Source organism: Methylobacterium sp. Leaf94 (genome assembly GCF_001426045.1).
Lineage (GTDB): Bacteria > Pseudomonadota > Alphaproteobacteria > Rhizobiales > Beijerinckiaceae > Methylobacterium.
On record NZ_LMRM01000023.1, the window covers coordinates 130977 to 148099 of the forward strand.

Here is a 17123-nt window from a genome sequence, read left to right on the forward strand (position 1 = left end):
GCGACTCGGGTGGCGGCCGTCGGGGAAAGCGTGCGCGGTCGTCGCCCCGTGTGTAGCGAACCCGACGCCGAATGGCAGCGTCCCGATTCGGTTTCGGGCCTCGTGGCCGGAGCCCTGGCCGATCCGGAGACCACCTGGACGATGGGGGGATTCGGCGCGCTCGCCAGCGTCGGGCGCGCCGGCGATCAGGTCGTCGCCGCTCCGGCGGACGGCCGCCTCGGCTGGATCACCCCGTTCGGCGCGATCGCCCTCGCGCCAACGGAGGCGATTCCCGTGGCCTACGAGACCGCCTTCACCGGAGGCTGGAGCCACGCCGTCGCCCTGTGTCTGCCGATGGCGCTCTGCCCCCGGACGGGGGCGGGGCCGATCCGCGCCGCCGGACGCGACGACGGGGCCCTGCGCCCGCGGAATCTTGGGGATAAGTGGTTCGACCTCGGCCTCGACCTGCCGCAGGGCCGCCTGCTCCTGCGTTCCGCCGACCCGGACGCGCTCGCGCGCCTCGCCGCCCTGGCCGGACGGACCGCCGCACACGATCCCGAGGCGGTTCGGAGCCTGATGGCCGCCGCGGACGTGGTCGTCACCACGCCCCTCGGCCGGATCGAGGTCTATGCCGGCGCGGACCCGCAGTCGGGTGGCCCGCGGGCCTTCCTCGACCCGAGGATCCTGGCCCTGGGCCGCACCCACGCCGCCACCGCCCCGATTCCCACCGGGCTGGTGCCCGTCGCCCAGTTCACGCCGCCGCATCCCTGCCGGGACGGGCAGGGCCGGCCCCGCCCCTTCGATCATCGGACGCATGCCGCCTTCCAGGCGATGCTGACCCGCTGGGGCGACCAGGAGCGGGTCCGCTTCAAGGCGCGCCTGGTCGCGGGCGAGCCCTTCGCGCCCATGACGGCGAATCGTGCGACGCGCGCCGTCTCGCGCCTCGTTCACGTCCAGGCTGCGGCGGCGGCGAATCAGGACGGGACCAAGTCCTGCCCAGACACCTCGCGTTAAACCTGTTGGATCTATTCAGATTCGTGACGCGTCTGATCCGAGCCTGTTCAAGGATTGGGTTAAGGACATCTTCATGCCCCATTGCGGCGCCTCTTTCGTTACACGCAGGCGTCGCCCCTCGGGCCTCGCCGCGCCGGTCGTGCCCGACCAGCGCCGCGTGATCGACCGGCAACGGTCAATCCGAACCTCTTGAAGCGTGCGAGATGTCTGAGACCCTGATGTCCGTAACGATCGATCCCTCCGAGACCCGGCGCCCCGTCGCGCCGGCGCCCCGCCCGTCCCGGGTGAAACTCCGGGTGGTGCTCCTCTCCGGCGCCGGCATCCTGGGCCTTGCCGGCTTCACCGCCTTCGCCTTCGCGACCCTCGGCAACCTCGCGGGTCCGCAATTCACCCGGCCGACTCTCTCCACGGCGTCCGCGCCGCCCGCCAGTCTCGGACACAACGCCTCCGAATGGCCGGACCTGCGCGATGGCGTCCCGGCCCTCGCGCCGGCGAGGCCGAAGTCCGTCGCGGCCCCGCCGGATCAGCCGTCCGCGGCTCCGACGGCCGAGCGTCCGCCGGCGGCGGTCGCCCCGCCCGCGGCGCGGGTCACCGAAGTGAGGCCCCTGGAAGTCAGGACCGTGGACGCGAAGCCCATCGGCGTGACGGTCGCCGAAGCGCGGCCGCCCGCGGCGCGGGCGCCCGAGGCGATTCCGGTCGAGAAGCCGGCGGCGGTGCCTGTCGCCGCGAAGCCGGCGCGCCTGCCGCCGATCGAGAGCGCGGCGGTGCTGCCGCCGGCGCGTCCGGCCTCGCTGGTCCCGGTGACGCGCACCGCCACCCTGATCGCGCCGCTGCCCAACGAGACGACCCGGTCGCGGGCGACGAACGGCACCTTCACGGCCCTGACGCCGGAAGCGCCGAAGCACAGCCCGGTCGCCAAGGCGACGGAGACCAAGCCTTCGGTCGTCAAGTCTTCGAGCGTCAAGACTTCGGTCGGCAAGCCCGTTGTTGCCAAGCCTCTCGTTGCCAAGGCACCGAGCGGCACGCCGGAGACTGCGTCGGCGCCCCCGGTCGCGCAGGCGGAGCCCGAGCCGGAGCAGACGGAATTCCTGGGCGTGAAGGTGCCGTCGCTCGCCCCGGCCGGCCGCAAGATCGCCGAGAGCGTCGAGGCCCTCGGCAATGCGGTGAAGAACCTGCCCGATCACTTCTAGCGCAAGCGCCCGGCTTCGGGCGCCCTTCGTCGGATCGGAGCGTCCGGCTTCGGGCGCCCTTCGTCGAGGTGGAGCGCCCGGTTTCGGGCGCCCCTGTCAGGTCAGCGCGCCCGGCTGGCGCGGGGCTTCTTGGCGATCTCGCGCTCGTGGCGCGCGCCCCGCGGGCTCTTCAAGCCCTTGGGTCCCTTCTCCTCGCGAACCGGCTCCTCGTCGAGGATCGGTTCAACCTGGATCTCGGGCGAGCCGTTCTTGGCGAAGGTCTGGGCGAAGCGCGAGGCGGCTCCGCCCCGGACCTCGAACTTCGTCTCGCGATCGAAGATGCGGATCGCGCCGATCTCCTGGCGGCCGATATTGCCGCGCCGGGTCAGCATCGGCAGCAGGCGGCGCGGATCGGCGTTGTCGCGCCGGCCGAGGTTGAGCCGGAACCACACGGCCGGGCCCTGGGCGTCGATGCGGTCCACGTCGGCGGGATCGTAGACTGGGCGCGACTTGCGCTCGGGGCCGGCGCCCGGATCGGTGACGTCCTCGGGGGCGGGCAGGCGGGAGCGGTAGATCCGCGCCAGAGCCGCGGCGAGTTCCTGGGGCGTGCGCTGCGCCATCAGGGTCTCGGCCATGGCCACGTCTTCCTCGGCCGGCTCCTCGGTGAAGATCGGATCCTGCCACATGCGCTCGCCGTCGAGGCGACGGATCTCGTCGGCGGTGGGCGGGCCGGCCCACTCGAACGAGACCTTGGCGATCATGAGCATCTGCTCGGCCCGGCGCCGCTTCGAGGCCGGGATCAGCAGGAGGCTGGTGCCCTTGCGCCCGGCGCGGCCGGTGCGGCCGGAGCGGTGCTGCAGCACCTCGGCATCGTGCGGCAGGTCGGCGTGGATGACGAGGCTGACGGTGGGCAGGTCGATGCCGCGCGCGGCAACGTCGGTGGCGACGCAGACCTTGGCCCGGCCGTCGCGCAGCGCCTGGAGGGCGGCGTTGCGCTCACCCTGGCCGAGTTCGCCCGAGAGCGCCACGGCCGAGAAGCCGCGCTCGGTGAGCACCGCCTGGAGGTGGCGCACCGCGTTGCGGGTGTTGCAGAAGATGATCGCCGTCGGCGCATCCATGAAGCGCAGGGTGTTGACCACCACGTGCTCCAGCTCGCGCGGCACCACGCGGATGGCCTTGTAGGTGATGTCCGCGTGGCCGCGCTCCTGGCCCTTCACGGCGATGCGCAGGGCGTCGTTCTGGTAGCGCTCGGCCAGGGTCGCGATCGCCTTCGGCAGGGTCGCGGAGAAGAGCAGCGTACGCCGCTCCTTCGGGGTCACCGAGAGGATGAATTCCAGGTCATCGCGAAAACCCAGGTCGAGCATCTCGTCGGCCTCGTCGAGGACGACGGCGCGCAGATCCTGCGTCGCGAGGTTGCGGCGCTCCAGGTGGTCGCGCAGGCGACCCGGAGTGCCGACGACGATGTGGGCGCCGTCGTTGAGCTGGCGGCTCTCGCGGCGCGGGTCCATGCCGCCGACGCAGGAGATGACGCGGGCGCCGGTCTCCGCATAGAGCCAGGACAATTCGCGCTCGACCTGCAGCGCGAGCTCGCGCGTCGGGGCGATGACGAGGGCGAGGGGCGCGCCGGCGGGGCCGAAGCGCTCGGCGTCGCCGAGCAGGGTCTCGGCGAAGGCCAGGCCGTACGCGACGGTCTTGCCCGAGCCGGTCTGGGCCGAGACGAGGAGGTCACGGCCTTGCGCGGCCGCCTCGATGACGGCGCTCTGGACGGGCGTCGGGTCTTCGTAGTCGCGCGCGGTCAGCGCTCGGGCGAGCGGGGCCGGCAGGGTGGGGAAGGGCACGGTGACGGAAGCCTTAGCGGGCAAGCAGGCGGAGAACCCGCCGGGGAGCCGTCGCGACGGGCGCGATCCTCTCCAAACCGACGTGATTCCGGCCTCGAACGGTTACGGATGGCGTCTCTTGTAGCCGGAACTGCGGCGCAGCGCCATGACCGCGGATGCATGCCCCTCCACCCCTGGGCGCCCGGACCCGCAGCGGACGCGCCTCGTGTTGTGTTCCCCGTGCCTCTCGTGCTCATCTCCGGCCCGTCATGGATATCCTCGTCGTCGGTGCCGGAATCGTTGGACTCGCCGTGGCCCGTGCCCTCGCGCGCCGGGGCCATGCCGTCATCGTGGCCGAGGCTGAGGGGGCGATCGGCACGGGCATCTCGGCACGCAATTCCGAGGTGATCCACGGCGGAATGTACTATCCGGCGGGTTCCCTGCGGGCCCGTCACTGCGTCGCCGGCGCGGCCATGCTCGCGGCCTTCTGCGACAGCCACGGCGTCGCCTACCGGCGCTGCGGCAAGCTCATCGTGGCCACCGCGGACTCCGAGCGCGACGCCGTCGCGGCGCTTAAGGCGCGCGGCGACGCCAACGGGGTTCCGGATCTGGCGCTCCTCGACGGGGCCGAGGCCCGGGCCCTGGAGCCGAACCTTGCCTGCGTGGCGGCGCTGCACGCGCCCGGCACCGGGATCGTCGACAGCCACGGGCTGATGCTGGCGCTCCAGGGCGACCTGGAGGATGCCGGAGGCGCCATCGCCTTCACCAGCCGGGTGACGCGGATCGCCCGGACGCGCACGGGCTGGAGCGTCACCGTCAACGGCGAGGCCCTGCCGTTCGAGGCGGTGGTCAACGCCGCCGGCCTCGGGGCCCAGGGGGTCGCCGGCGCGGTCGAGGCCTATCCCGCCGCGCGCATCCCGCGCCAGGTCCTGGCGAAGGGCAGCTATTTCGGCTGTACCGGCCGGCCGGCCTTCTCGCGGCTGATCTATCCGGCGCCCGTCGAAGGCGGTCTCGGGATTCACCTGACCCTCGATCTCGCCGGCCGCATGCGTTTCGGCCCCGATGTCGAGTGGGTGGAGAGCCTGGACTACCGGGTCGATCCCGCCCGGGCCGATGCTTTCGCCCGGGCGATCCGGCGCTACTGGCCCGGCCTGCCCGACGGGGTGCTGACCCCGGACTATGCCGGCATCCGCCCGAAACTGACGGGACCGGGCGAGTCCGCCGCCGATTTCCGGATCGACGGCCCGGCCGAGCACGGGCTCCCCGGCCTGGTCCACCTCTTCGGCATCGAGAGCCCGGGCCTGACCTCGAGCCTGTCCCTGGCCGAGGAGGTCGCGGATCGGCTCGTCGGGGGCTGAGCGAAACGGCGCACGAGCCCGCGACGCTGCCGAGCGGGCCGCCCGCGCCAGCCCCGTCGCCGCGACGGCAGTCGATTCGCTCGACGCTGTGGCCTTGCCCCGCTGCGATCGTCGCCCGCTTCCACGCGCCCGCCCGCGCGCCCTGACCACCGGCACCATGCCTCGGGGCCTGGGGCATGCGTCCGGCCGCGACCGTCGGGCCGCGGCCGCGGCCGGATTCGTTGCGGCGGGGAGGGGCGACTAGCGCGCGGGGACGAAGCGCAGCGTGCCGGCCAGCCGGCTCGATCCGCCGGTGTCGTTCGGGTGGTTGACGCCATCGACCACCGGGATCTCGGCGAAGTCGAAGGGACTGAGCCCGTCGAGGCAGGCGACGTTGACGCCGTACTGGTCGGGATTCGAGCGGCGCTGGTGGTGCGTGTAGATCCCGCAGCGCGAACAGAAGAAGTGCTGCGCCACGCCGGTGTTGAAGCGATAGCGGGTCAGCAGGTCCGCGCCCTGCAGGATCTCGACGCCGCCGGTCTCGGCCGAGACGACGACCGCCCCCCGCATCCGGCAATACGAGCAGGTGCAGCGCCGGACCGTGTCGAGACCCTCGCTCAGCGTCGCACGGAACCGGACGCCGCCGCAGTGACACTGCCCCTCGCGCTGATCGAGCTGCGCTGACATGGCGTCTTCCTCCGTCTGCCGAGACCTTCCAGGTCCGTGATCCGTGGCGGGACCGGGTCGGCCCGCGCCCCGCGATGGCAACTCAGCCGCCGAAGCGCTCGGTCCGGACGCGGGCGGGGTCCACCCCGGCGTCGAGGAGGAGGTCCGCCACCGCCCCGACGAAGGGATTGCCGCCGCAGAGATAGGCATGGCGCGTCGGTCCGAGCCGGTCCAGCGCCTCCCCGATCATCGCCGCGTCGACCCGGCGGCCGCCGGCGCGGGTCAGGTTGAGCATCAGCTGGAAGTGCGGTTCGTCGCGGGCGCGCACCGCCAGCTCCTCGGCGGCGATGATCTCGCCGGCGTCGCGCACGGAATAGATGAGGAGGGCGGGTACCGCCGGCGCCTTCGCCGCGCGGTGGCGCAGCATCGACAGGAGGGGCACCACGCCCGACCCGCCGCCCGCCAGGAGAAGGGGCCCGCCATCCTCGGGGCGCCAGACGAAGGAACCGCCGATCGGGCCGCGCAGCTCGATCGTGTCGCCGACCGCCGCCACCGCGTCGAAGAAGCCCGAGACCTCGCCGTCCGGCAGGCCCTCGATCAGCAGTTCGATGGTGCCGTCGCCGTCCGGTGGCGAGGCGATCGAGTAGCTGCGCTGGGCCTGGTAGCCGTCCGGGGCGGTGAGGCGCACGTCGACGTGCTGCCCGGCCAGCATCGGCCGATCGAAGGCGACCCGGAAGCGGTAGCTCTTCACCCGCCGCGTCACCGGCCGGATGGCCGTGAGGATCGCGGTCTGCCAGGGGAGGGGGCCCGGGGCGGGATCAATCACCGGTGAAGCGCTGTTCGCGCCAGGGATCGCCGTACATGTGGTAGCCGCGCAGCTCCCAGAAACCGCCCTCGTCCCGCTGGGTGAAGCGCAGGCCCTTCACCCACTTGGCGCTCTTCCAGAAATACAGGTGCGGCACCAAGAGCCGGGCCGGGCCCCCATGGTCCACCGGGATCGGCGCGCCGTCGTAGTGGGTCGCCACCATGCCCTTGCCGCCCGTCAGGTCGGCGACGGGCACGTTGGTGGTGTAATCGTCGTAGCCTTCGGCGAGCAGAAAGGCGCTCGGCGCCGCGATGCCGGCATCGGCCAGGAGGTCGTCGAAGCGCACGCCCTCCCAGGCGGTGTCGAACTTCGACCACTTCGTCACGCAATGAATGTCGCCGCCCCAGCGGGTGCGGGGCAGGGCGTTGAAGGCGTCCCAGCTCCAGCTCTTCAGGGGCCGCGACCCCTCGCGCAGGGTGAACGACCAGGTCGCGAGGTCGATGCGCGGGTTGGGGCCGATCTGGAGCACCGGGAAGTCCTCCGTGAGGTACTGGCCGGGGGGCAGACGCTCGCGGGTCGCCTCGGGCGGCTTGCGCCCCGTGAAACCTCGTGTGCTCATGCTCCCCTCGCGCTCGTCGGACCGTTCGCGGCGACCGTGGCTCGACGATCAGCCCGCGCAGCAGGCTAACATTCCCTCAGCGATCGCGCAGCACCAGCCACAGGGCGTGAATGGTGCCAGGCAGCACGCCCATCAGCGTCAGAAGGATGTTGAGAAGGAACTGCAGGCCGATGCCCGTGGTGATGAGGACCGCGATCGGCGGCAGGAAGATCGCGAGGATGATGCGGACGAGGTTCGACACGGTCACTCCGGGTAGGCGGCGCGCGCGGAAATGCGATCGCAACCGCCCAACCGCAACGGGATCGTCGCGGCCAGGTTCCCCCGCCGGGCCGACGGGAATTTCAGTTTCTTAATCTCTGCGTCCCCAGGATGGTCTGGACATTGCCGAAGGACGGACCGCGCAGGAATTCCGCGTATGATCGAAACCCTCATGCGCGATATCGAGCAGGTGGTCCGCTCCGGCGGCCTGCTCCAGCGCGGACGGGTGCTGCAACGGCTGTCGATGCTCTTCACGGAGCGGGCCGCCGGGCTGCGCGAGGCGCAGGTGGAGGTGTTCGACGCGGCGATGCTGCCCCTGGCCCGCGCGGTCGATGGGGCCGCCCGCGTCCTCCTGGCGGACGGCTTGGCGGATGTGCGCAACGCACCGCGTGCCGTGGTGCGCGACCTGGCCTTCGATCCGGATATCGCGGTGGCCCGGCCCGTCCTTCAGCGCTCGCCGCTCCTCGACGAGGCCGACCTCGTCACCGTCTCCGAATCGCGGGGGCAGGAGCACCTGCGGGCCGTTGCGCAGCGGCCGACGCTCGGCGAGCGGGTCACCGACGTCTTGGTGGCGCGCGGCGACCGGCAGACGGTGCACGTGGTCGCGGGCAATGCCGGCGCGCAATTCTCCGGCGCGGCCTACACCACGCTCGGGGAACGGGCCCGTGGCGACGCCGTCCTGCGGGCCATGCTGGTGACCCGCGCCGCGCCGCGGGGACAGCCTGCGGCGTTGGCGGCCGGCCTGCGGGGGAGCCAGACCCTTCCGCGCGCGACGGATGCGGATGAACGGCGCATCGACGATCTGGTCCGGGCCGGCGACCTCGACACGGCTTTGGCCGAGGTCGCGCGCCTCGCCGCGGTGTCGCCCGCCTTCGCCCGGCGCGCCTACGATGCGGTGGACCACGATCCCCTGCTGTTTCTCCTGCGCTCGATCCGCCTCGGGTTCGGAACCCTGAAGCTGTTCCTGCGGACGAAATCCGGCCCGGTGCGGCCGCCCGAGGCCTGGACCGGGATCCAGAGCGCGTTTCAGGCCCTGTCGGTGACCACGGCGCAGCGCGTGGTCCGCCTCTCGGCGCAGGCGGGCGGCGCGCCGGACGCGCGGGATCCGTCGGGCCCGGGCCGCTGATCCGGGGGCCCAAGTGCTCGTCGAGCTCCTCCACCTCCTCGTCACGCCGGTGCCCTTCGCCCATCGCCGGAGGGGCCACCTGCGCGAGAGCGTCCTGCTGATGTCCCGGGGGCGCCGCTGCCGCAGCGCCTGGGCCCCCCATCTCGCCGCGGCGCGGGCCGCGATCCTGGATGCCTGCGACGGGCTTCCGCAGCGGCGCGTCGCCGTGGTGCTCGGCTCGGGCCTCCTCCAGGATGTCCCGCTTGCGGACCTCGCGGCGCGCTTCGCGCGCGTCGACCTTGTGGATGCCGTGCATCTCTGGCCGGCCCGCCTTCGGGCGCGGGCTCATCCCAACGTCCGGCTTGTCACCGCGGACCTCGCCCTCCGAACCGATCGGACCGATCGGCCCGATCCTTTGGCCGCCCTGTGCGGCGGTGCGGACGTCGACTTCGTGGTCTCGGCCAATCTCCTGTCGCAGTTGCCGATCCTGCCCCTGGACCGGCCCGGCTTCGTGCCGCCGGATCGCGGAAACCGGATCGTCCGGGCCCATCTCGACGGCCTCGCGGGTTTGCGGGCCCGGGTCTGCCTGGTCACGGACGTGGAACAGATCGAGGAGGACCGGACCGGACGCGTGACCGAGCGGCTCGACCTGCTGCACGGGGTGCGCCTGGGGACGCCCGACCGGCGCTGGACCTGGGACCTCGCGCCCTTCGGCGAGGCGACGCGCCACCGCCGGCTGATCCATCGGGTCGAGGCCTTCCTCGACTGGCGCGGCCCCTAGAAACGCGAAGAAGCCGCCCGATGGGGGCGGCTTCCAGTCGGTTCGCGCAGTGGGACCGCGCTTACTCGGTGACCGGTGTCGGATCGTCGGCGCCGACGACACCGTCCGAACCCTCGAACCGGGCGCGGCGGCGGCGGCGGGGCTTGGGGGCCGGTGCACCGTCATCCTGTGCCGCCGAGGTCGAGTCCTCGGGAGCGTCGTGCTGTCCCGCCGGCTCGGCGACGGGAACCGGACGCGGCGGCGTCATCAGGAAGGCGGGCAGGGCGGCCACGTCCTCGGCCGGACCGGCGGCATCCCGCTCGTCGCGGCGTCGGCTGCGCCGGGGCGGCGCCTCGTTCGCGCGGGCGGCCCGGGGCGCGTCCTGGCGACCAGATTCCTGGCGCCCGGATTCCTGCCGTCCGGAATCCTGGCCACCGAACTCACCGCGCGGGGCCTCGTTCACCGGACTCTCCGTGCGCCCGTTCTCGTAACGGGGCGCGTCGGAGCGGGCCGGGGCGGGACGGAAATCCTGTCGCGGCTGATCCTGACGCGGCTGATCCTGACGATTGTAGTCCTGGCGAGGGCTCTCCTGACGAGAACTCTCCTGGCGAGGGCTTTCCTGGCGAGGGCTCTCCTGGCGATTCTGGTCCGCCCGGGAATCCTGGCGGTTGCCGTCTTGCCGGTTCGAGTCCTGCCGGTTCGAATCCTGTCGCGTGTAATCCTGCCGGCTGTTGTCTTGCCGGTTGCCGTCCGGGCGACTGAAGTCGTCGCGACGGTTGTTGTAGTCGGGCCGGTTGCCGTCGCGCTGATTGTCGAAGCGCTGCGGACGGTCGCCGCGATTGGCGAAGCGGTCACGGCGGTTCTGCCGGTTGCCGTCCGAACCGGAATCCTGTCGGTTCGAATCCTGCCTGTTCGAATCTTGCCGGTTCGAATCCTGCCGGTTGTAGTCCGAGCGGGCGTTCTCGGGGCGGGACTCCGGGCGTGCGTCCTGCCGGGGCTCGTACGCCGTCGGCTGAGGCTGCTGGCTCGGGTCGCCGTAATCCTCGTTGTAGGCATTCGCGCCGTAGCTCGAGGCCGCGTAGCCCTGCGGGGCGCCCTGGCCCTCGTCGTCCCCCTCGTCGCCCTCGTCGTCGAAGCCGCGGGCGTAACCGCCGACCTGCTGACGGGTCTGTTCCTGGGCGCCGGAGATGATCCGGAAATAATGCTCGCCGTGCTGGAAGTAGTTCTCTGCCGCCACCGGGTCGCCGCTGGCCTGCGCATCGCGCGCGAGCTGGGCATACTTGTCGGCGATGTGTTGGGCGGTGCCGCGAATCTTGACGTCCGGTCCGTTGGACTCGTAGGAACGCGTAAGCGGATTGGGACCTTTGGGGCGGTTGCGACCGCGCATCCGTCTATTCTGGTTTGGTCTCATCGGTCTCGATTGACCCTCGTTCGTCTCGGAGCGTCTGATGATGCGGCGGGTTCCAGGCGGCCATGACGCGGCCTGTCATCAGGCTCGTCGCTGGCGCCGCGTGATCCGGGTCCGGTGTGTCCGTGATCGATTTCGCCGTGCTTGCCGTCTCTGTCCGTTGACCAAGGCGCGCTCTGAGCGTCCAGGCGTCCTTCGGTTTTCAGGCACGAAGTTGACCAAGCTCCTGCGCCTCTGCCCGCGCGCGCCAGCCTGATCGTGGGGAGACCGTCTAAGAGCGTCGCGGACCAAAGCCGCCACCCGTCTTACCACGACCCATCTTAATGGATCGTTCGCGATCTGCGTTGGACATTAGCGGCTCGCCGAGGGGGCAACAAGCGTTTTCTGCCTCGATACATCCAACGGGCGCAGTTTTTTCGCGTTTCCCGCAGGATTTTCGGGTCGACGTCCGCTCAGACCGGTCCGAAGCGGACGACGCGGGCGTGCCCGGCGAGATCGTGATGACGTACGGCGGGGCCGAGCCCGGCCTGCGTCCCGAGCATCCCGACGGCCTCGGCCTGATCGTAACCCACCTCGAAGGCGAGCGCGCCGCCGGGGGCGAGGCGGACCGGCCCGACGCTGAGGGCCTCCACGACGCTCCGATAGGCCCCGAGTCCATCCGGGCCGCCGTCGAGGGCCGCCATCGGGTCGTGACCCCTGACTTCGATGTCGAGCCCACGGATCGTGTCGCGGGCGATGTAGGGCGGGTTCGACACGATGAGGTCGAAGGCCCCGCCGAGACCCGCGGTCCAGTCCGCGCAGACGAAGGCCGCTCGGGTTCCGACGCCGTTCCGCACCGCATTCGCGCGGGCCTGGACGAGGGCCGCGTGGGAGCGGTCCAGGCCGATGCCGGTGGCGTTCGGCAACTCGCTCAGCAGCGCCACGAGGATGCAGCCGGAGCCGGTGCCGAGGTCGAGCACCCGCAGCGGGCGCCCGCGGTCGGGATGCAGGGCGAGGGCGGCCTCCACCAGGGTCTCGGTGTCCGCCCGCGGGACGAGGGTCTCGGGTGCCAGCCCGAAGGGCAGGCCCCAGAATTCCCAGGCGCCGACGATCCGGGCCACAGGCTCGCCAGCGACGCGTCGCGCGACGGCCCCTTCGAGCGTCGCGGCCCCCTCCGGGCCGAGGGGCCGGTGGCCCCGCAGGATCAGGTCGGTCGCGCTGAGCCCGAGGAGGTCGAGCAGGAGGAAGCGGGCGTCGCGCGCCGGCAGGCCGTGGGCGGCGAGCGCCTCGCTCATGCGCCGCAGGGCGTCGGTGCGGCTGAGCCCCGGGTCGAGGCGCATCGGCTCCGGCCCGTCCACGGGGCTCAGGCCATGCCTTCGGCGGCCAGCAGCTCCGCCTGGTGCTCGGTGACGAGGGCGTCCACGAGCTCGTCCAGCGCCACGCCGGCCAGGACCTCCTCGAGCTTGTACAGGGTCAGGTTGATGCGGTGGTCGGTGACGCGGGCCTGGGGGAAGTTGTAGGTGCGGATGCGCTCCGAGCGGTCGCCGGAGCCGACCTGCGACTTGCGGTCGGCGGCCCGGGCCGCGTCCTTGGCGGTGCGCTCGGCGTCGTAGAGCTTGGAGCGCAGCAGCGACATCGCCCGGGCGCGGTTCTTGTGCTGCGAGCGCTCCTCCTGGACGAAGATCACGATGCCGCTCGGCATGTGGGTGATGCGGATGGCCGATTCCGTCTTGTTGACGTGCTGTCCGCCGGCGCCCTGCGAGCGCATGGTGTCGATCTTCAGGTCCGCATCGTTGATGACGATGTCGACCTCCTCGGCCTCGGGCAGCACCGCCACGGTGGCGGCGGAGGTGTGGATGCGCCCCTGGGTCTCGGTATCCGGCACGCGCTGCACCCGGTGGGCGCCGCTCTCGAACTTGAGGCGCGCGAACACGCCCTTGCCCTTCACCTCGGCGATCACCTCGCGATAGCCCCCGACGGTGCCCTCGCTCTCGGAGATCACCTCGACCTTCCAGCCCTTGGCGTCGGCGTACCGGCCGTACATGCGGAAGAGGTCGCCCGCGAACAGGGCCGCCTCGTCGCCGCCGGTGCCGGCGCGGATTTCCAGGATGGCGCTCTTCTCGTCGGCGGAATCCTTCGGCAGCAGGATGAGCTGGAGTGCGCGGTGCGCCGCCTCCAGCCCGGCCTCGGCCTCCGGCTTCTCGTCGGCCGCGAGCGCCCGCATCTCGGAATCGCTGCCCGGCTCGTCGATCAGCGCCTCGATGTCGGCGAGGTTCTGCGCCGCCGCGCGATAGGCGTGGATGGCGGCGACGACGCCCTCCAGCTCCGACAGTTCGCGCGACAGCTGCACGAAGGTGTCGGAATCCGCCGAGCCGGCGCTCAGCGTGGCGGTGACGATGTCGTGGCGCGTCAGGATCGCGTCGAGACGCTCTGCAGGAATGGGGGTCATCGCCCGTGGAAAACTCTCATCTGAACAAGGGCTCGTCGGGCCGGAAGCCGGGTCGACGACGGGGCCGCGGCACGACCCATGAAGATAGGCACGCCGACGCTAGATGGGCACACCCTGCGCCTTCGCGAAGGCCGCGAGGGCGGGGCGGAGGGTGGCGCCGTCTCCGGCGCGGGTCAGTTCGGTGTCGAGCAGCGCCGCCACCGCCTTGACGTCGAGGCCCAGCACCATGGCCTTCACGGGGCCGATGGCGGCCGGCGACATCGAGAGGGCCCGGAATCCGAGGCCGATCAGCGCCATGGCCTCGAGGGGACGCCCGCCGATCTCGCCGCAGACGGTGACGGGGCAGCCGGCGGCGGCGGCGCGCTCGGCGATGACGCGGAAGGCGCGCAGGGCCGGGACGCTCAGGGTGTCGAAGCGGTCCGCGACCCGGCGGTTCTCGCGGTCGACGGCGAACAGGAACTGCATCAGGTCGTTGGAGCCCACCGACAGGAAGTCGGCGGCCCTGGCGATCTCGTCGATCTGGAACAAGAGGGAGGGGACCTCCACCATCACGCCGAGCTTGCAGTCGCTCGGCAGGGCATGGCCGTGCCGGCGCAGATGCGCCTTCTCGCGCTCGACGATGGCCTTGGCGCGGGTGAACTCGTCCACCGTCGCCACCATCGGGAACATGATCTTCAGGGGCCGGCCGCCGGAGGCCTTGAGAAGGGCGCGGAGCTGCACCCGCAGCAGGGCCGGCCGGTCGAGGCCGATCCGGATCGCCCGCCAGCCCAGGGCCGGGTTCTCCTCCTCGAGGGCCGGCATGTAGGGCAGGATCTTGTCGCCGCCGATGTCGAGGGTGCGGATCGTGACGGGCAGGTCGCCGGTGGCCGCGAAGACGGCCTCGTAGAGCGCCTGCTGCTCGGCGGCCGAGGGCATGCGCTGGGCCACCATGAACTGCAGCTCGGTGCGGAAGAGGCCGATGCCGTCCGCGCCCGTCTCGTGCAGGTGGGTCAGGTCGATGAGGAGGCCGGCGTTCAGCTGCAGGCCGATCGTCGTCCCGTCGAGGGTGACGGCCGGCACGTCGCGGAGCGCCCGGTACTGCTCCTGCCGGCGGGCGCGCAGGCGCACCATCTCGGCATAGGCCGCCTCGATCTCCGGACCGGGCCGGACCTGGATCTCGCCGGTGGCGCCGTCGACGATGATCGCGTCCCCGGCATCGCAGAGGGCGGTGGCGTTGGCGATCTCGCCCACCGCCGGGATGCCCAGCGCCCGGGCCACGATGGCGATGTGGCTCGTCGGCCCGCCTTCCTCCAGCACGACGCCCCGGAGCGCCGTGCGGTCGTAGTCGAGGAGGGCGGCCGGACCCATCGAGCGCGCCACCAGGATCGCGTTCTCGGGCAGGACGCGCTGCGCGCCGTTGCCCTCGGCGCCGATCAGCGTGCGCAGCAGACGGTTCGCCAGGTCGTCGAGGTCGTGCAGGCGGTCGCGCAGGTACGGGTCGCTCTGGCGCATCATCCGGGCGCGGTTGTCCGACTGGACGCGCTCGACGGCGGCCTCGGCGGTGAGGCCCGAATGCACGGCCTCGCGCATCCGGCGCAGCCAGCCCTTGTCGTGCGCGAACATGCGCACCGTCTCCAGCACCTCGCGGGATTCGCCGGTGCCGATGCTGTCGCCGCGTTCGACGAGGTCGTCGATGGCCGAGCGCACCTCGCCGATGGCCTGTTCCAGGCGCTCGACCTCGCGCTCGACGTTCTCGGCGATGAGCTGCTTGATGACGATACGCGGCTCGTGCAGCACCACGTGTCCGAGTCCGATGCCGTCGGCGAGGGCCACGCCGCGCTGGGTCACCGGGCGGCGCGCGGCCGAGCCGGCCCCCGGCGCCAGTGCCTGCAGCTCGCCCGAGGCGATCATCTCCGAGAGCACCATCGCGGTGGTCTGGAGCGCCTCGATCTCCTCCTCGGAATAGACCCGGTAGGTCTTGTTCTGGACGACGAGGACGCCGAGGGTGTTGCCGGCGCGCAGGAGCGGCACGCCCAGGAAGGCGTGATAGGCCTCCTCGCCCGTCTCCGGCCGATAGGAGAAGGCCGGGTGGGACTGGGCGTCGGAGAGCGACAGCGGCTCGGCGGTCTTGGCGATGAGGCCGACGAGGCCCTCGTCGGCCCGCAGCCGGGTCAGGTGGACCGCCTCGCGGTTCAGACCCTCGGTTGCAAACAGTTCGAGGATGTTGTCATCGCTGAGCACATAGACCGAGCACACCTCCGCGATCACGTTGGCGGCGATCAGCGTGACGATGCGGTCGAGACGAGCCTGTGGACTGACCGGCTCCGCCATCGCTTCGCGGAGGCGGCGCAGAAGCAGGCGCGGGCCTCCGGGCGCAGCGGGCATGGTCTCCTCGATCCGGCTTCGGCCTCGTGTCCGGTTGGCGCGCAGGCGTTCGCGCGCCCCGGGTCTTCAGGCCTGGTCGAGGCCGTATAGCGAGTGGAGCGTGCGAACGGCAAGCTCCGTGTAGGCGGCATCGATCAGCACGGAGAACTTGATCTCCGAGGTGGTGATGGCCCGGATGTTGATCCCCTTCTGCGCCAGGGCCCGGAACGCCTTGGCGGCGACGCCCGCGTGGCTGCGCATGCCGACGCCAATGGCCGAGACCTTCACCACGTCGGTGGCACCCTCGATCTGCGCGAATTCGATCGCGCCGCTCTGCGCGTCGAGGATCTTGCGCGCCCGGTCGTAATCGGCCGACGGGACCGTGAAGGTCATGTCGGTGGTCGATTGGTCGCCCGACACGGTCTGGATGATCATGTCGACGTTGATGTTGGCGTCGGCCAGCGGTCCGAAGATCGCGGCGGCGATGCCGGGGCTGTCCTTCACGCGACGAAGCGTGATCTGCGCCTCGTCCCGGGAGAAGGCGATCCCGGTGATGATCTGCTGTTCCACGATGTCGTCCTCGTCGCAGATGAGGGTGCCGGGCCGGGCGTTTTCCGGCGGATCGAAGCTGGAGCGCACCGTGGTGGGCACGCGATGGACCATGGCGAGCTCGACCGAGCGGACCTGCAGGACCTTGGCGCCCAGCGACGCCATCTCCAGCATTTCCTCGAAGGTCACGCGCTCCATGCGCTGGGCCTTCTGCACCACGCGCGGATCGGTGGTGTAGACGCCGTCGACGTCGGTGTAGATGTCGCAGCGCTCGGCGCCGATGGCGGCGGCGATGGCCACCGCGCTGGTGTCGGAGCCGCCGCGGCCCAAGGTGGTCACCCGGCCGCTGGCCTCGTGCATGCCCTGGAAGCCGGCGATGACCGCGACCTCCCCGCGCCGGAAACCGGCATCGAGGCGGGCGCCGTCGATGCCCTCGATCCGGGCGGAGCCGTGGGCGTCCGAGGTCAGGATCGGGATCTGCCAGCCCTGCCAGGAACGGGCCTTGATGCCGTTCTTCTGCAGGGCGATGGCGAGCAGCCCGGCGGTGACGAGCTCGCCGGAGGCGACCACCGCGTCGTACTCGGCCTCGTCGTAGATCGGATTCGCGTCCTTGACCCAGGCGACGAGTTCGTTGGTCTTGCCGGACATGGCCGAGACCACGACGGCCACGTCGTAGCCGGCGGCGACCTCGCGCGCCACGTGGGCCGCCACGTTGCGGATGCGCTCGACATTGGCGACGGACGTACCGCCGAACTTCATCACCAGACGGGGCATGTTCTCACCAGACGGAGCCTGTCGCGCCCGCGACGCATCGCTTGAGCCGGGGATCGAGCGTGACCTCGGAATTCGGCGGGCCGCGGGACGGA

Annotated in this window: 15 protein-coding genes; 5 read left to right on the forward strand and 10 right to left on the reverse strand. The window is 71.7% G+C overall.

What is annotated here, in order from left to right:
- The first annotated feature begins 48 nt into the window (after positions 1-48).
- Positions 49-993, forward strand: coding sequence for a DUF6925 family protein (locus ASG63_RS13580; RefSeq protein WP_056217064.1), 945 nt, complete (start codon positions 49-51; stop codon positions 991-993).
- A 218-nt stretch (positions 994-1211) separates the two neighbouring features.
- Complete coding sequence (locus tag ASG63_RS13585; RefSeq protein WP_156394189.1) at positions 1212-2183, forward strand: hypothetical protein; 972 nt, start codon at positions 1212-1214, stop codon at positions 2181-2183.
- Between the two features lie 101 nt (positions 2184-2284).
- Here the strand turns inward: ASG63_RS13585 and ASG63_RS13590 are convergent, their stop codons facing one another.
- Positions 2285-4000 carry a DEAD/DEAH box helicase gene (locus ASG63_RS13590; protein WP_056217454.1) on the reverse strand — a complete coding sequence of 572 codons (1716 nt, stop codon included), beginning with the start codon at positions 3998-4000 and terminating at the stop codon, positions 2285-2287.
- Between the two features lie 248 nt (positions 4001-4248).
- Between ASG63_RS13590 and ASG63_RS13595 the strand changes: the two genes are divergently transcribed.
- On the forward strand, positions 4249-5337 hold the full coding sequence (locus ASG63_RS13595) for an NAD(P)/FAD-dependent oxidoreductase (protein ID WP_056217072.1): 1089 nt from the start codon (positions 4249-4251) through the stop codon (positions 5335-5337).
- Positions 5338-5577: 240 nt separating this feature from the next.
- On the opposite strand, the gene ASG63_RS13600 is transcribed toward ASG63_RS13595, so the two are convergent.
- The 4 genes from ASG63_RS13600 to ASG63_RS24230 all read right to left on the reverse strand — a co-directional run bounded on the left by ASG63_RS13600 (position 5578) and on the right by ASG63_RS24230 (position 7647).
- Positions 5578-6003, reverse strand: coding sequence for a GFA family protein (locus tag ASG63_RS13600; RefSeq protein ID WP_056217075.1), 426 nt, complete (start codon positions 6001-6003; stop codon positions 5578-5580).
- A gap of 82 nt (positions 6004-6085) precedes the next feature.
- Complete coding sequence (locus ASG63_RS13605; protein WP_056217077.1) at positions 6086-6808, reverse strand: FAD-binding oxidoreductase; 723 nt, start codon at positions 6806-6808, stop codon at positions 6086-6088.
- On the reverse strand, positions 6801-7406 hold the full coding sequence (locus tag ASG63_RS13610; RefSeq protein ID WP_056217080.1) for a sulfite oxidase-like oxidoreductase: 606 nt from the start codon (positions 7404-7406) through the stop codon (positions 6801-6803). Before ASG63_RS13610 ends, ASG63_RS13605 begins: the two co-directional genes overlap by 8 nt.
- Positions 7407-7482: 76 nt before the next feature.
- On the reverse strand, positions 7483-7647 hold the full coding sequence (locus tag ASG63_RS24230; protein WP_082559306.1) for a YqaE/Pmp3 family membrane protein: 165 nt from the start codon (positions 7645-7647) through the stop codon (positions 7483-7485).
- Between the two features lie 174 nt (positions 7648-7821).
- On the opposite strand from ASG63_RS24230, the gene ASG63_RS13615 reads away from it, so the two are divergent.
- Both ASG63_RS13615 and ASG63_RS13620 read left to right on the forward strand, forming a co-directional pair.
- The gene (locus ASG63_RS13615; RefSeq protein WP_056217083.1) at positions 7822-8790 is read left to right on the forward strand and encodes a DUF2336 domain-containing protein; all 969 of its coding nucleotides are present in this window, start codon (positions 7822-7824) and stop codon (positions 8788-8790) included.
- A gap of 13 nt (positions 8791-8803) precedes the next feature.
- A complete protein-coding gene (locus ASG63_RS13620) occupies positions 8804-9550 on the forward strand; it encodes a hypothetical protein (protein WP_056217087.1) in 747 nt (248 codons plus the stop codon).
- Positions 9551-9611: 61 nt separating this feature from the next.
- Here the strand turns inward: ASG63_RS13620 and ASG63_RS13625 are convergent, their stop codons facing one another.
- From ASG63_RS13625 to ASG63_RS13645, 5 genes are all read right to left on the reverse strand, one after another.
- Complete coding sequence (locus ASG63_RS13625; RefSeq protein WP_056217091.1) at positions 9612-10916, reverse strand: DUF4167 domain-containing protein; 1305 nt, start codon at positions 10914-10916, stop codon at positions 9612-9614.
- Positions 10917-11389: 473 nt separating this feature from the next.
- Positions 11390-12256 (reverse strand): peptide chain release factor N(5)-glutamine methyltransferase, encoded by an 867-nt coding sequence (gene prmC, locus ASG63_RS13630; RefSeq protein ID WP_056217093.1) that lies wholly within the window; start codon positions 12254-12256, stop codon positions 11390-11392.
- A 23-nt stretch (positions 12257-12279) separates the two neighbouring features.
- Positions 12280-13365, reverse strand: a complete 1086-nt coding sequence (gene prfA, locus ASG63_RS13635) for a peptide chain release factor 1 (RefSeq protein ID WP_056217096.1) — start codon at positions 13363-13365, stop codon at positions 12280-12282.
- A 99-nt stretch (positions 13366-13464) separates the two neighbouring features.
- A complete protein-coding gene (gene ptsP, locus ASG63_RS13640) occupies positions 13465-15729 on the reverse strand; it encodes a phosphoenolpyruvate--protein phosphotransferase (RefSeq protein ID WP_056217099.1) in 2265 nt (754 codons plus the stop codon).
- A gap of 66 nt (positions 15730-15795) precedes the next feature.
- A complete protein-coding gene (locus tag ASG63_RS13645) occupies positions 15796-17031 on the reverse strand; it encodes an aspartate kinase (protein ID WP_056217102.1) in 1236 nt (411 codons plus the stop codon).
- Between the last annotated feature and the right edge of the window lie 92 nt (positions 17032-17123).

Coding starts and splice junctions, on each gene's coding strand:
- ASG63_RS13585 (WP_156394189.1), top strand. CDS start 1,212: ATGTCCGTAACGATCGATCCCTCCGAGACCCGGCGCCCCGTCGCGCCG.
- ASG63_RS13595 (WP_056217072.1), top strand. CDS start 4,249: ATGGATATCCTCGTCGTCGGTGCCGGAATCGTTGGACTCGCCGTGGCC.
- ASG63_RS13600 (WP_056217075.1), bottom strand. CDS start 6,003: ATGTCAGCGCAGCTCGATCAGCGCGAGGGGCAGTGTCACTGCGGCGGC.
- ASG63_RS13610 (WP_056217080.1), bottom strand. CDS start 7,406: ATGAGCACACGAGGTTTCACGGGGCGCAAGCCGCCCGAGGCGACCCGC.
- ASG63_RS13615 (WP_056217083.1), top strand. CDS start 7,822: ATGATCGAAACCCTCATGCGCGATATCGAGCAGGTGGTCCGCTCCGGC.
- ASG63_RS13625 (WP_056217091.1), bottom strand. CDS start 10,916: ATGCGCGGTCGCAACCGCCCCAAAGGTCCCAATCCGCTTACGCGTTCC.
- prmC (WP_056217093.1), bottom strand. CDS start 12,256: ATGCGCCTCGACCCGGGGCTCAGCCGCACCGACGCCCTGCGGCGCATG.
- prfA (WP_056217096.1), bottom strand. CDS start 13,365: ATGACCCCCATTCCTGCAGAGCGTCTCGACGCGATCCTGACGCGCCAC.
- ptsP (WP_056217099.1), bottom strand. CDS start 15,729: ATGCCCGCTGCGCCCGGAGGCCCGCGCCTGCTTCTGCGCCGCCTCCGC.
- ASG63_RS13645 (WP_056217102.1), bottom strand. CDS start 17,031: ATGCCCCGTCTGGTGATGAAGTTCGGCGGTACGTCCGTCGCCAATGTC.